The sequence below is a fragment of the Aeromonas sp. ANP5 genome, assembly GCF_963870295.1.
GTDB classification, from domain to species: Bacteria; Pseudomonadota; Gammaproteobacteria; order Enterobacterales; family Aeromonadaceae; genus Aeromonas; species Aeromonas veronii.
Window position 1 is genome coordinate 110,476 of record NZ_CAWMRY010000002.1, and the last position, 13,379, is coordinate 123,854.

The following is a 13,379-nucleotide window of genomic DNA, read 5'->3' on the forward strand; positions in this document are numbered from 1 at the left end:
CCAACAAACAGGGAGAAAAGAATGCGGATCCTGCTGGTAGAAGATGATGTGATGCTGGGGGATGGTATGCAGGATGCACTGCGCCATAGCGGCTACACGGTGGACTGGCTGCAACAGGGGTTGCCCGCTCTGGCAGCCCTCAAGAGCGACGAGTTCGCCGCCCTGATCCTCGATCTCAACCTGCCCGACATCGATGGCCTCAGCCTGCTGCGCAAGTTGCGGCGTGAAGGACACCAGCTGCCGGTGCTGATCCTCACCGCCCGCGATGCGCTGGACGATCGGGTGGTTGGCCTCGATGCCGGCTCCGACGACTACATGGTCAAGCCCTTCGCCCTGCAGGAGCTCAACGCCCGCCTGCGCGCCCTGGTTCGCCGCAGCAAGGGGCAGGCTCAGGCGGTACTGGAGTATGGCGACATCCTTATCTATCCAGAATCCCAGCAGGTCACCTATCAGGGGGAGGCGGTCAAACTCACCCCCCACGAATACAAGTTGCTGCAGGAGCTGATCAGCCAGAGCGGCCGGGTGCTGAGCAAGGATCAGCTTCAACAGAGCCTCTACGGCTGGGATGAAGGGGCCGAGAGCAACGCGGTAGAGGTGCATATCCACCATCTGCGCAAGAAGTTCTACAGCGACCTCATCCGCAATATTCGCGGGGTCGGCTACATCATTCCCCAGCTCGAACAGCCAAGCCGGACACCCGCACGATGAAACGTCCCCGCTCCATTCGCCGCTTTCTGCTCACCGGTATCCTGACGCTGGTGAGCCTGAGTCTCACCATCAGTGCCTTTATCGGCTACATGGAGGCGAGCCACGAAATGGAGGAGCTGTTTGATGCCCGCCTCGCCCAGTCGGCCCGCATCACCAATCAGCTGCTGGCTCGCTACATGGCCCAGCAGGGGCAACTGCCCGCCAACGGCACTGTCTATCAGGAGTGGGAGGCGCAAAATCCCGATGAGTGGCAAAAAGACCCCAGCCTCAACCTGACCGGCGAGGATCGGGAGATCACCCCCTACGGCCACGAGTTCGAACGCAATCTCTACTTCCAACTGCTCGATGAAAAGGGCGGCTTACTGCTGCGCGCCCCCAGCGCCCCGGATCAGCCGCTGGTCACCCTGGCTATCGGCTTTGACACGGTCGAAAAAGATAATCACCAGTGGCGCACCTTCACCCTCTACAACCAGCAGGAGCAGACCTGGCTGGTGGTGGCAGAGCGGGACGACGAGCGCAGCGAACTGGCCAGCAAGATGGCCACCCTCACCATGCTGCCGCTGCTGATCACCCTGCCCTTCCTGCTGGCCCTGCTCTGGTGGCTCATCACCCGCGGGCTGGCCCCCCTGCGTCAGCTGGCCCAGGCCATCAGTGAACGTCACCCCGCCAACCTGAGCCAGCTCAGCCTCAAGATAAGCGCTCAGGAGCTGACCCCCCTCACCAACGAGATCAACCGGCTGATGCAGGCGCTGGCAGAGACCATAGAGCGGGAGAAACAGTTCACCAACGAGGCGGCCCACGAGCTGCGCACCCCGTTGGCGGTGCTGCGGATCCACAGTGAAAATGCCCTGGCTGCCGAAGATGAAGTGAGCCGCCAGCAATCTCTACACAAGATGCTGCAGGCCCTAGACCGCAGCGATCGGCTGATCCGCCAACTGCTGACCCAGGCCCGTATCGACAACCAACAGGGACTGGTACTAACCGAGCTGGAGGTGGGCCACCTGCTGCAAGGCACCCTGGCAACGCTGGCTCCCATCGCGCTCAAGAAGGATCAGCAGCTGTCGCTGGAATGTGAAGTGCCGCAACTGGTGATGGGGCAGGCCACCCTGCTCGAACTGCTGTTCAGCAACCTGATCGACAATGCGCTGCGCTATACCCAGCCGGAGGGCGAGATCAGGGTGCGGGTTCAGCGAGAGGGCAACCGGGTGAGGGTGGATGTGAGTGACGACGGCCCTGGCATTCCCGCCAGTGCCTTGCCCCGGCTGTATGAACGCTTCTTCCGGGTCAATCCCCAGCAGGGGGATGGCGTGGGTCTCGGCATGGCCATCGTCTCACGCATCGCCCAGTTGCACGGCGCCGACCTCGATGTCCACAACCGGCCGGAAGGGGGACTGGAGGTGAGCGTGTTACTCCCGCTCCCGCCGGCAAGATAAGCGATAAGTAAAGAGCCCGCGATGCGGGCTCTTTACTTTCAATGACAATCTGGCTGCACGGTAAAGGTTCGACTGGAATCCACCGGGCCCAGCTCCGCCAGCAGACGGCGGCCCAGCAGCACCGGATAGATCATCTTGCTGCGATCCCGCAGGGTGAACCACTCCTCATACACCTTGTCCCCCAGACAGATGGACATGGTCACCGTTGGCCGCTGCTCCATGCCGCCCGCCCCGCGCACCGTCACGCTGCGCTCGACCCGCCGCTCGAACTGCTGTTTGACCAGCTTGCCGCTGTCGGCATCGGTCACCACCAGCATGAAACGCACCCAGGGCTTGCCATCCCGTTTGAATCTGGTGATGGAGCGTGCATCGAGGGAAGAGGTGAGCGCCCCGGTGTCGAGCTTCATCTTCACTGCCACGCCGGTAGGCAAAATAAGCCCCTTCTCGATCCAGCCATAGCTGGTCGGGGTCTCAGCCAGCGCACTGCCACACAGTGCCAGCATCAGGGTGATCCCCACCATCATCTTGCCCATTTTACTGCCCTGCCTTGTCAATCCTGCGCCCAGATCTACCACAGTCCCATTGTGGGTCAATCCGATTTATTTCAGCTACTTGGATAATATCTGGCGGGTCAGGAGAGAGACGACAAAGAGTGGCCGAACGGCGGCCCAAGCGGGCGGGAATATCGTAGGAGAGCAAGGCACCGAACGGTGCTGGATGAAACTGGTGGTTAACCTCAGGTTGTGACGCCAAAGGCTACCACAAGGATTTACAAATTATCAGTCTTGTTCTGAAGGGATTTTTGCCTACACTGTTGTAAACCGGAGGGCCTGAAAACCACCGGTTTTTTTGCGCCTGCCGAAAATTTGCCACTGCAAAAGTGACTTTCAACAAGGCTCAATAAGGAATTTGTAATGCGTATCGAAGAAGACTTGAAGCTCGGTTTCAAGGATGTCCTGTTCCGCCCCAAGCGCTCTACTCTCAAGAGCCGTTCCCAAGTAAGCCTGACCCGTCAGTTCACCTTCAAACACACTCAGACCCAATGGCAAGGCGTACCCGTTATCGCCGCCAACATGGATACCGTCGGCAGCTTTGCCATGGCGCGCACGCTGGCCGGTTTCGAGATGATGACCGCGGTACACAAGCACTACAGCCTTGAGCAGTGGCAAGCTTTCGTCAACGAGACCGACCCGGCGCTGCTGGGCCATGTGATGGTCTCCACCGGCACCTCGGCTGAAGATTTCGCCAAGACCCGCCAGATCCTCGCCATGTCCGAAGCGCTGCGTTTCATCTGTGTCGACGTGGCCAACGGCTACTCCGAACACTTCGTCGAGTTCGTGCGCAAGATTCGTGAAGCCTGCCCCAACCACGTCATTCTGGCGGGCAACGTGGTGACCGGCGAGATGGTCGAAGAGCTGATCCTCTCCGGCGCCGACATCGTCAAGGTCGGCATCGGCCCGGGCTCAGTCTGTACCACTCGCGTCAAGACCGGCGTCGGCTACCCGCAGCTCTCTGCCATCATCGAGTGTGCCGATGCGGCCCACGGCCTCGGCGGCCAGATCGTCGGTGACGGCGGCTGCACCTGCCCGGGCGACGTCGCCAAAGCCTTCGGCGGCGGTGCCGACTTCGTCATGCTGGGCGGTATGCTGGCAGCCCACGAGGAGTGCGGTGGCGAGATCGTCGATGTAGACGGTGAGCCCTTCATGAAGTTCTACGGCATGAGCTCCTCCAGCGCCATGGACAAGCACGCTGGTGGCGTCGCCGAATACCGCGCCTCCGAGGGTAAAACCGTTCTGCTGCCCTACCGCGGCCCGGTCGAGAATGCCGTGCGCGACATTCTGGGCGGCGTGCGCTCCACCTGTACCTACGTGGGTGCCAGCCAGCTGAAAGAGCTCACCAAGCGCACCACCTTTATCCGGGTACGCGAGCAAGAGAACAACGTCTACGGCAAGGAGTAACCTGCCACAGATCGCCGTCACACGCTGACGGTTAGAAGCCAGTCAACCGGTGTGCTACCCTGCGCACCGGTTTTTTTGCATCCGGGATCCTGAGCCATGACAACTCCCCTGCCCCCGTTTGACTGGGACATCTTCTGTTGCGTCGTCGACAACTTCGGTGACATCGGCGTCACCTGGCGACTTGCCCGCCAGCTAAAACGGGAGGGGAATATTGCGGCACATGGCAATGAGGTTCAGGTGCGGCTCTGGGTGGACGATCTGGCAAGTTTCGCCCGCATCTGTCCGGGGCTCGACCCGGCGCAGGATGGCCAGTGGGTCGATGGCATCTATATCCAGCACTGGCATGAGACCCTGCCGACCGACATGACACCGGCCAGGGTGGTGATCGAAGCCTTTGCCTGCGAGCTGCCCGCCCCCTTCATTGAACGAATGGCCGAGCAGATGGCGAGCCAACCCAGCCCCCCATGCTGGCTCAATCTGGAATACCTCTCGGCGGAGAGCTGGGTCGAGGATTGCCACGGCCTCGCCTCGCCCCAGCGGGTTGGCAATAAAAGCCTCAACAAATACTTCTTCTTCCCGGGCTTTACCGCTAAAACCGGCGGCCTTTTGTGCGAACGCGACCTCATCACCGAACGGGAACAGTGGCAGCAAGATGATGCGGGACTTACCGCCTACTGGGCCAGCCTCGGTTTGCCGCCCAAGCAAGAGCACGAACTGCGGGTCAGTCTCTTTACCTACGAGAGCAATGCGCTGAAGAGTCTGGTCGAGAGCTGGTGCCAGAGCGCCACCCCCATCACCCTGCTGCTGCCGCTGGGCCGCTCGCTGCAGGATGTGCTGCGCGGCGCAGGCCTTGAAGAGGCCATCACCACCGCCAAGGCGGAGGATCTGCTCCACGCGGGCAACCTCACCATCAAGCTGCTGCCGATGACCGATCAGGCCGGTTACGATCGGCTGCTGTGGAGCTGCGATCTCAATCTGGTGCGCGGCGAGGACTCCTTCGTGCGGGCCCAGTGGGCAGCACGTCCTTTCCTCTGGCATATCTACCAACAGGAGGAGGAGGCCCATCTGATCAAGCTGGAGCAGTTCCTCGACCACTATCTTGCTGATCTGCCTGCCGATTGCGGCCAATGGCTGCGCCGCTTGAATCTGGCTCTCAACCGTGGCGAAGATTGCGGCGAACTTTGGGCCCAATGGCCCCGATATAGCGCCATTTGGCAGCAACATGGGCGAAGCTGGTCACAGAAGTTGCTCCGGGATGGGGATCTCGTCACACGGTTGGTGAAATTTTTAGAAAGCCGTATATAATCTGGCAGTTTTTATCCGTCCGTTTCACGAACAGGAATTTTTTACATGAAAACCGCACAGGAAATCCGCGCTGGTAACGTAGTCATGATCGGCACCGAGCCGATGGTGGTTCAGAAGGCTGAATTCAACAAATCCGGCCGTAACTCCGCCGTGGTCAAAATGAAGCTGAAGGGCCTGCTGAACGGCAGCGCTACCGAGACCGTCTTCAAGGCCGACGACAAGCTGGACGTTGTTCAGCTGGAACGTAAAGAGTGCACCTACTCCTACTTCTCCGATCCCCTGTATGTCTTTATGGACACCGAGTACAACCAGTACGACGTAGAGAAAGACAACCTGGGTGACGTGCTGAACTACCTGGTAGACGGCATGGAAGACATCTGCGAAGTGACTTTCTACAACGAGAAAGCCATCTCCGTAGAACTGCCGACCACCATCGTGCGCGAAGTTGAGTACACCGAACCGGCAGCCCGTGGCGACACCTCCGGTAAAGTGACCAAGCCTGCCCGTCTGAAAGGCACTACCTACGAGCTGGCTGTTGCCGCTTTCGTAGAGATCGGTGACAAGATCGAAATCGATACCCGCACCGGTGAATTCAAGCGTCGCGTCAACTAATTGACCGCTTTGAATTGATTACAAAAAAGCGAGCCAACGGCTCGCTTTTTTATTGCCTCCGAGTTGCCATCACACCGCCCGCCTTCAGAAAATTCCGCCGCAGCCGCTAACCCAGATAACCGGGGGAGCACACTATGGCCAGATTATCCTTATCACTGCTGTTATTGACCTTGCTGGCTGGCCATGGGGCAGAGGCGAGCGAGGTTGCGCCCCCCATTGCCGAACCAATGCCCCTCGACCATTGGCAAGCGAGCGACTGGAAAGGGTTGCCCGATGTAACCCGGATCGACAAGCAGACGGTGCTGTTCGCCAAACACGACAGTGAAAACTATCTGGGGCTCGCCATTTTACTGCCCGACTGGCAGCGCAGCGGCCAGCTGTGGCAACTGACTCGCGCTCTCGGCCGACTGGGCTTTGATACCCTGCTGCTGCTGCCCTCCCCCCAACAGACCGAACTGGACCCAGCCGCCGAGAAAAAAGCGAAAAACAGCGATGCATTTCGCAAGCAGTTTGCCGAGCGGATCAGCAAGCTGGCCGATGCCAAGCTGCAGGAGGGGGGCTTCAAGCTGATCCTGGCGCAAGGTACCGGCGCCGCCTGGACTGTCAACCTCATCGCCAGCGAACAGTTGCCCGCCCCCGATGCACTGGTGCTGCTCGATGGTTTCTTCCCCAACCAGCAGAGCAACCAGACCCTGGCCAAACAGGTGGCTCAGGCGGCCATCCCCACCCTGGACCTCTATCAGGAGGATGGCGGTCGCTGGCCCCTGCTGGCCGCCGAGGCCCGCAAAAGCGAGAGCCGGCGCAGCAACAAGCTCAACTATCGCCCCTACGCCCTGATGGAGCTGGAGGAGACCCCCACCCGCATTCAGGGCTGGCTCAACCATCTGGGCTGGCTCTAAACCAGCCGCCACCGTGGCGCAATAAAGCGCGCGCCAGCTCACATCTGCCTGATAAAGCCCAACCCTGCCACGGCGACGATCTGGCCCTGACCGCATCCTCTTTGGCATCATGGCCCCTCGACACCAGAAAAATGGCAGGAAGGTCCATGCAGCAGATTGTGTTTCTCGACAGCGATACCCTGGATGCGGGCATCACCCTGCATCACCCCGACTTCCCCCACCACTGGCAGAGTTATCCCAGCACGACCCCGGAACAGGTGGTGGAACGGCTCAAAGATGCCAGCATCGCCATCATCAACAAAGTACGGATCGGCGCCGTCGAACTGGCCCAGCTGCCTGAGCTCAAACTCATCGCCCTGGCCGCCACCGGCAGCGACAACGTGGATCTGGAAGCGTGCCGCGCCGCCAACGTCGGGGTGTGCAACATTCGCAACTACTCGGGCCCCTCGGTGCCGGAGCACGCCATGGCGCTGATGCTGGCCCTGTCGCGCAACCTCTTCTGCTGGCGCCAGTCGCTGCTGGAGGGGCGCTGGCAACAGAGCGGCCAGTTCTGCTTCTTCGACCACAACATCATGGATCTGCACGGCAAGCAGCTTGGCATCATCGGCAAAGGGACGCTCGGACAGGCGCTCGGCGAGCGGGCCAAAGGGATGGGGATGACAGTGCGTTACGCCCAGAGCCAGATCGGCGCCAGTCACGACGAGGACCGCTTGCCCCTCGACGAGTTGCTGCAAAGTTCGGACGTCATCAGCCTGCACTGCCCGCTCACCCCCTACACCCGCAACCTGATTGGCGAGCGGGAGCTGGATCTGATGAAACCGGGCGCCCTGCTGATCAACGTCGGCCGTGGCGGACTGGTGGATGAGGAGGCGCTGCTGCAAGCGCTGGCCAACGGCCGCCTCGGTGGCGCCGGTTTCGATGTGGCGAGCGTCGAACCGCCGCCTCCCGACCATCCCTTGATGAAGGCACTGCAATACCCCCACTTCATTCTGACCCCTCATGTGGCCTGGGCCAGCGAGGAGTCGATGCAGCGCCTCGCCGATCAGCTGATCGACAACATCAACGCCTTTGCCGCCGGTCGCCGCCAGCACCGGCTGGTGTAACCGCACGAGCGAGTAACCGCAAAATCGAGTGACTACACCATGCAAAACGGGGCCAACAGGCCCCGTTTTGCATCTTTCGCACTCACTGCGCGCACATCAATCGTCGTCGTGCCATCTGTGCTTCTTATGCTTTTTGTACTTCTTGTGGTGCTTGTGATGGTGATGATCGTCGTCATCATCGTAATAGCGATCCTGGCTCTTGTGGCCATCGCCGGTCTTGGCACCGATGGCCGAACCGCTCGCCCCGCCGACCCCGGCGCCGATCAGCTGACCGGTATCGCCACCGACACTCTTGCCGATGGCGGCACCGCCCAGCGCCCCCACAGCGCCGCCAAGGGCCGCTTCATTCTTGTTGCCCTTGTTGGCCGTCGCAGCCCCACCGGCAGCACCGCCCAACGCAGCCCCCACCAGCGCACCGGTATCGCCACCCAGCTCCTTGCCAATCATGGTGCCCGCCACACCACCTGCGCCGCCACCCAAAATGGTATTGAGGGTCTCGGAGGAGTGCACGGTCGTGCTGCCAGCCAGCAAGGCGCCCAGCAGTGCCAGTGCGCGAAGAGCACGCGAATTCATCTCCATGGGTACTCCTGTCAAACCTGATTAATATTCAGCGGCACTATACAAAGCGCCACGGGGTTCGCCAGCCAGTAGAAATGAGGGATGCGACAGTCAATGGCCGCACGGCTACTGCCAAAAATGGAAGAGTAAAATCAAGCAATTGAATTTAAAGATTAAAATCACCAAAAAGCCAAACTATTACGGCAGGGTGACCCACAATCTGGTTGTCGTGTCCCGGCACAGGCCCGCCGCGTTGGGACAAAAGCTGTCAGTCAGCAGCCTCATCCGCCAGATGCCAGCAGTCCCGGCCAGCCTCCTTGCTACGATAAAGGGCTGCATCAGCACGCTCGAAGATGGGGTCGGCAACGGGTGAATGGCAGGCGCCGCCGATACTCAAGGTGACCTGTCCCTTGTGCTCACGCCACTGCTGATGTCGCACCACGTCAAGCAGACAATTGAGCTTCTCCGCCAACTCATCCTGCGGCTGTTGCAGCAGAGCGGCAAACTCATCGCCCCCAATCCGGTAAACCGTGCTCACCCCCAGCACATCAGCAAGGCAATTGGCCACCCGACACAGCACCTGATCGCCGAAGGCATGACCCCGACTGTCATTGAGTCCTTTGAAGTGATCAATATCAAACAGCAGCAGCCAGAAGCGCTCCCCCCTCAGCTCCAGCGCGCTCTTGTGCTGCTCGAAGGCTCGCCGGTTCATGATACCGGTCAGAGGGTCCCGCAACAGCGCATCCTGCCCCTTGAGGAAGCTGGCCCTGACCTGATCGATCTCGTTCAGGCTGCGCCGCACAAACCAGGTATTGGCCTTGGAGATGGGGGGAGAACTCTCCAGATTGCGCACGATACCGGTCAGTGAACCCGACACCAGCGCCTGCTCCTGGCGGAAGATCCGCACCAGCAGACTCAGCGTGCAACACCAGATGGCAAACAGAGAGATCAATGGCAAAACCACCATCTGCAGCGCCTCATAGAGGCTGTTGCGAAACAGCACGGGCGGCAGATAGATATTGAGATCCCAGCCAATGTCCGCCAGCTCGCGCTTAAGGAAAGTGCCATGACACAACACATCCAGACCGAGCCACTGCTGGCCCTGATGCTGCTCGATGGGGTGATCTGCCAGCAGATCCATATTGCTGCCCACCACCAGCTGGCCGCTGTCGCGCAAGGTAAGATAAAGTGCAGCCTGATTGCCACCAACCGTCCGCTGTAGCGCCTGCTGCAGCGAGTCGAATGACATGTCGACCATCAGCAGCCCCAGCAGTTGCCCCTGATCGTCCCGCACCCGTTTGATCAGGCTGAGTATTAGTTCATTGGTATTGTATTCAGGGTAGGGGCCAAACCAGACGAGCTCGTCGCCCGGCATGGTGGTCACCTGATACCAGGGTCGCAGCGCCGCCTGATAACCGGGGGGCGGTAGCCAGTCCGGGTAGCTGTCGATACGATCCGCGTTCAGGTTGTAAAAGTAGATGTAGTGGTTACCTGGTTTGATCTTGTGCGCAATGGCCCAGATGGGGGAGTCGGCCAGCCCGCCGCGAGCGATCTTCTCCTTGTCGAGCGAGGCCTCCAACACTGCCAGTTGCCGCTCATTGACCTTCACCATCTCGTGGATCAGGGACGCTTCAACGGAGGATGCCATGTGGCCGAAACCGGATACCGTCATGTCGATATCCCTCAGATAGCTGGCAATAGCCATGATGATCGTCACTATCAGGATCATCAAACCAATCAATGCAGAGAGGGGGACCAGCACATAGTAGCGTTTATTGAGATACGAACGGCTCACATCACATCCGAACCATGAAAACATACGGGGATTGTGGGAGAGAAAGGAGAGTGAATCATTGATTAATATCACTTTCGCGCCCCTTAAATGACACTTCCAACACTAACGAAACGTCAAGGTTCGCAAACGAATATCAACTGACAGGAAAAACGCTAGTTACCCCGGGTTAACCCCGCTCTGCATCGTGGGTGTTATAGTCTATACCTGATTCGGCAGGCGCTGGACAAACCGTCCATCACCGGCTGCAACGCCAAGCAGAACAAGGAGATGTTATGAGCAGTCCGTTTATCGAACAGATCAAAGCACGTCGTACCATCTATGCCCTGGGCGACCAGGTGTCCCACACGCCGGAGCAGCTGACGACCCTGATCCAGGATGCCATCAGGCACAGCCCCTCCTCCTTCAACTCCCAGAGCTCCCGTGCCGTCATCCTGTTTGGCGCCCAGCACCACAAGCTGTGGGATATCGTCAAAGCCGAGCTGAAAAAGATTGTGCCGCCGGAGGCCTACGCCCAGAGCGAGGCCAAGGTAGATGGCAGCTTCCGCGCAGGCTTCGGTACCGTGCTGTTCTTCGAAGACACCGACGTCATCAAGGATCTGCAGCAAAAATTTGCCCTCTATGCCGACAACTTCCCCATCTGGTCGGAACATGCCACCGGCATCGCCCAGTTTGCGGTCTGGACGACGCTGGCGCAGGAGAAAGTCGGTGCCTCCCTGCAGCACTACAACCCGCTGATCGACGAGGCGGTACGCAAGGAGTGGAACCTGCCCGCCAGCTGGCTGCTGCGCGCCCAAATGCCCTTTGGCAGCATCAAGCAACCGGCCGGTGACAAAACCTTTATCGACGACGCTACCCGTTTCCGCGTTTTCAAATAACCGTTGAGAAAGCAAAACGCCCCCGCATCTCGGGGGCGTTTTTATTGCGGCATACAGTGTTGATGGCAATGGCTCATACCGCACGGCCACAACCCATTCTCTCCATCGCTCAGGCGGGCAGCGTCACCAGCAGGGACGTCTCTCCAAGTTCCATCTTAACCTCGCGCCAGTCGCGGATCACCGCCACCACTGCCGGATTAAGCGGCACATCGCCCCCCACCTGTACCACGGCGCAGCCTGCCTTCAGGGCGCTCTCGATACCGGCCGGGGCATCCTCGAACGCCAGACAACGAGCGGGCGAGACACCAAGCCGTTCAGCCCCCAGCAGATAGGGCTCGGGATCGGGTTTGCCATTGACCACAGCTTCAGCCCCCACCAGCAGGTTGGGCAGCGGCAAACCGGCACAATGCAGGCGGTGACGTGCAACCCGCTCACTGGCGGAGGTCACGATGGCCCAGCGCTCTGGCGGCAAGCGGCCCAGCAACTCGCCAGCCCCTGGGATAGCATCGCCGCCGGTATGCAGCATCTCCAGCTCGTCGAGCCGCGCCGCTTCCCGCTCCACATCCAGCTGCGGGGCCAGCGCCCGGATCACCTCACGCGAGCGCATACCGTGGCACATAGCCAGTACCGGCTCTGGGGCAAGCTGATGATGCTGACACCAGAGCCGCCACACCTTCTCCACATCGCCGGTCGAGCAGACTAGGGTGCCATCCATATCGAGCAGCAGGGCGGATACCGACAGGGTGATCGTGTTCATGCCACCACTCATACAGACACTCATACAGGCACCCCGGCCAGCTCGGGCAGAGAGCCAGAGAGCGCATCGGCAAAGGCCTGCTGCTGGGCGGCACGCTCATAACAGGCGAGTGCCTGCTCGGCACTGCCAGCCCACACTTGCAAGGGGCCGACCACAAAACCCTGTTGCAGCAGGCTGGCGAGCAGCTCCCCCGTCTCCGGGGCCGCCAACGGCTGAGCCAGCACCAGCGTGCCCTTGATCAAAAAAAGATAACGTTGGGTAGACATGATATGGCTCCTTGTTCCGGTTCAGAGGAGGGCGATTCCCCCCTTGCCGAGCCATTAGAACAAGGCGATTAGATAATTTATAATCAATAAATGGCCACTTTGGATAACCAATTGGAATGAAATTTGACTTGAGGCAACTACAGGCGTTTGTGACGCTGGCCGAGACCTCCAACTACCGAGAAGCGGCCAGCCGCCTCTTTATCACCCAACCGGCCCTCACCAAGCAGATCCAGGGGCTGGAGCAGACGCTGGGTTGCACCCTATTCAAGCGGGGCCGCCACGGTGCCGAGCTGACGGCGCTCGGCGCCCAGCTGCTCACTCAGGCGAGTGCGCTGGTCGAGCATGGTCGGGAGTTCGAAAGCCATGCGCTGGCGGTGGCGAGCGGGGTAGCCGGTCGGCTCAAGATTGGCTTTGGTCTGTCGAGTTTCGCGCTGGCCCCTGCGCTGGTGGCCCGCTTCAAGCAGCAGGTCCCGGAGGTGATGGTCCATCTGCAGGATATGCCCTCCGCCATCCAGCAGGAGCAGCTGCTCTCCGGCCAGTTACAACTTGGCTTTATGCGCAGACCTCAGGTGCCCCAGTTACAGGAGCACAGACTGCTGATCGACCGGCTGGTGCTGGCGGTGCCGACACGAATGACCGAACCAGACCCGGCCGCATTCGACGTCCAGCAGGCACTGACCAGTCAACCCCTGTTGCAGATGGTGGGCCACCGCTGCCCCGGTCTCAGCCAGCAGATCGCCGGTTTTCTCGGCGCCAATCGGCTGACCGGCATGGTCCAGGAGGCCGAAGATATCCAGACGCTGGTGGCGCTGGTCGCGGCGGGCATCGGCAACGCCATCCTGCCACGCAGCGTCAGCTTTATCGCAGGCCCCGATGTCACCCTCTATCCCCTCTCAGGCCCCAGCTCCGAGTGGGAGGTCAGCATGGTATGGAATCCGGACTTTGCCGACCCCATCAGGGATCACTTCGTCAGGCAGGTGATCGCCAGCCATCCCCTGCCGGTGTCGGCCACACCCGAGCGCTGAAACCAACGCTCGCTGGTAGCTAACATCGTGCCACGTCAAAACAGTGCGCCCCCATCAAGGGGGCGCATGCAGGACAAAAGCGGCA

General features: G+C 60.3%; 14 protein-coding genes. 9 read left to right on the forward strand and 5 right to left on the reverse strand.

Features of this window, described 5'->3' with window-relative positions; translation table 11 throughout:
* Window positions 1-21: 21 nt before the first annotated feature.
* A complete protein-coding gene (locus AACT07_RS01750) occupies window positions 22-708 on the forward strand; it encodes a response regulator (protein WP_005335091.1) in 687 nt (228 codons plus the stop codon).
* Window positions 705-2,141 carry an ATP-binding protein gene (locus AACT07_RS01755; RefSeq protein WP_069526418.1) on the forward strand — a complete coding sequence of 479 codons (1,437 nt, stop codon included), beginning with the start codon at window positions 705-707 and terminating at the stop codon, window positions 2,139-2,141. The genes AACT07_RS01750 and AACT07_RS01755 overlap by 4 nt, the downstream gene beginning before the upstream one ends.
* A gap of 38 nt (window positions 2,142-2,179) precedes the next feature.
* Here AACT07_RS01755 and rloA3 read toward each other — a convergent pair whose 3' ends face one another.
* Entirely contained in the window at window positions 2,180-2,674 is a 495-nt protein-coding gene (gene rloA3 / locus AACT07_RS01760) for a retropepsin-like aspartic peptidase RloA3 (protein ID WP_081990717.1), read from the reverse strand.
* Between the two features lie 381 nt (window positions 2,675-3,055).
* Here rloA3 and AACT07_RS01765 point away from each other — a divergent pair, with 381 nt between their 5' ends.
* The 5 genes from AACT07_RS01765 to AACT07_RS01785 all read left to right on the forward strand — a co-directional run bounded on the left by AACT07_RS01765 (window position 3,056) and on the right by AACT07_RS01785 (window position 8,018).
* Entirely contained in the window at window positions 3,056-4,099 is a 1,044-nt protein-coding gene (locus AACT07_RS01765; protein ID WP_005348017.1) for a GMP reductase, read from the forward strand.
* Between the two features lie 96 nt (window positions 4,100-4,195).
* The gene (gene earP, locus AACT07_RS01770; RefSeq protein WP_069526419.1) at window positions 4,196-5,404 is read left to right on the forward strand and encodes an elongation factor P maturation arginine rhamnosyltransferase EarP; all 1,209 of its coding nucleotides are present in this window, start codon (window positions 4,196-4,198) and stop codon (window positions 5,402-5,404) included.
* Window positions 5,405-5,449: 45 nt separating this feature from the next.
* Window positions 5,450-6,016 carry an elongation factor P gene (gene efp / locus AACT07_RS01775; RefSeq protein WP_005362323.1) on the forward strand — a complete coding sequence of 189 codons (567 nt, stop codon included), beginning with the start codon at window positions 5,450-5,452 and terminating at the stop codon, window positions 6,014-6,016.
* Window positions 6,017-6,150: 134 nt separating this feature from the next.
* On the forward strand, window positions 6,151-6,915 hold the full coding sequence (locus tag AACT07_RS01780) for a DUF3530 family protein (protein ID WP_069526420.1): 765 nt from the start codon (window positions 6,151-6,153) through the stop codon (window positions 6,913-6,915).
* Window positions 6,916-7,061: 146 nt separating this feature from the next.
* Complete coding sequence (locus tag AACT07_RS01785) at window positions 7,062-8,018, forward strand: D-2-hydroxyacid dehydrogenase (RefSeq protein ID WP_069526421.1); 957 nt, start codon at window positions 7,062-7,064, stop codon at window positions 8,016-8,018.
* A gap of 96 nt (window positions 8,019-8,114) precedes the next feature.
* On the opposite strand, the gene AACT07_RS01790 is transcribed toward AACT07_RS01785, so the two are convergent.
* Both AACT07_RS01790 and AACT07_RS01795 read right to left on the reverse strand, forming a co-directional pair.
* A complete protein-coding gene (locus tag AACT07_RS01790) occupies window positions 8,115-8,597 on the reverse strand; it encodes a YMGG-like glycine zipper-containing protein (protein WP_069526422.1) in 483 nt (160 codons plus the stop codon).
* Between the two features lie 247 nt (window positions 8,598-8,844).
* On the reverse strand, window positions 8,845-10,395 hold the full coding sequence (locus tag AACT07_RS01795; protein WP_069526423.1) for a sensor domain-containing diguanylate cyclase: 1,551 nt from the start codon (window positions 10,393-10,395) through the stop codon (window positions 8,845-8,847).
* Window positions 10,396-10,643: 248 nt separating this feature from the next.
* On the opposite strand from AACT07_RS01795, the gene AACT07_RS01800 reads away from it, so the two are divergent.
* On the forward strand, window positions 10,644-11,246 hold the full coding sequence (locus AACT07_RS01800; protein ID WP_042082707.1) for a nitroreductase family protein: 603 nt from the start codon (window positions 10,644-10,646) through the stop codon (window positions 11,244-11,246).
* Between the two features lie 109 nt (window positions 11,247-11,355).
* On the opposite strand, the gene AACT07_RS01805 is transcribed toward AACT07_RS01800, so the two are convergent.
* Both AACT07_RS01805 and AACT07_RS01810 read right to left on the reverse strand, forming a co-directional pair.
* Window positions 11,356-12,003: an HAD-IA family hydrolase gene (locus AACT07_RS01805; protein WP_069526489.1), complete on the reverse strand. Its 648-nt coding sequence runs from the start codon at window positions 12,001-12,003 to the stop codon at window positions 11,356-11,358.
* A gap of 20 nt (window positions 12,004-12,023) precedes the next feature.
* Window positions 12,024-12,269, reverse strand: coding sequence for a hypothetical protein (locus AACT07_RS01810; protein ID WP_040066840.1), 246 nt, complete (start codon window positions 12,267-12,269; stop codon window positions 12,024-12,026).
* Window positions 12,270-12,385: 116 nt separating this feature from the next.
* On the opposite strand from AACT07_RS01810, the gene AACT07_RS01815 reads away from it, so the two are divergent.
* Entirely contained in the window at window positions 12,386-13,294 is a 909-nt protein-coding gene (locus AACT07_RS01815; protein ID WP_069526424.1) for a LysR family transcriptional regulator, read from the forward strand.
* Window positions 13,295-13,379: the final 85 nt, after the last annotated feature.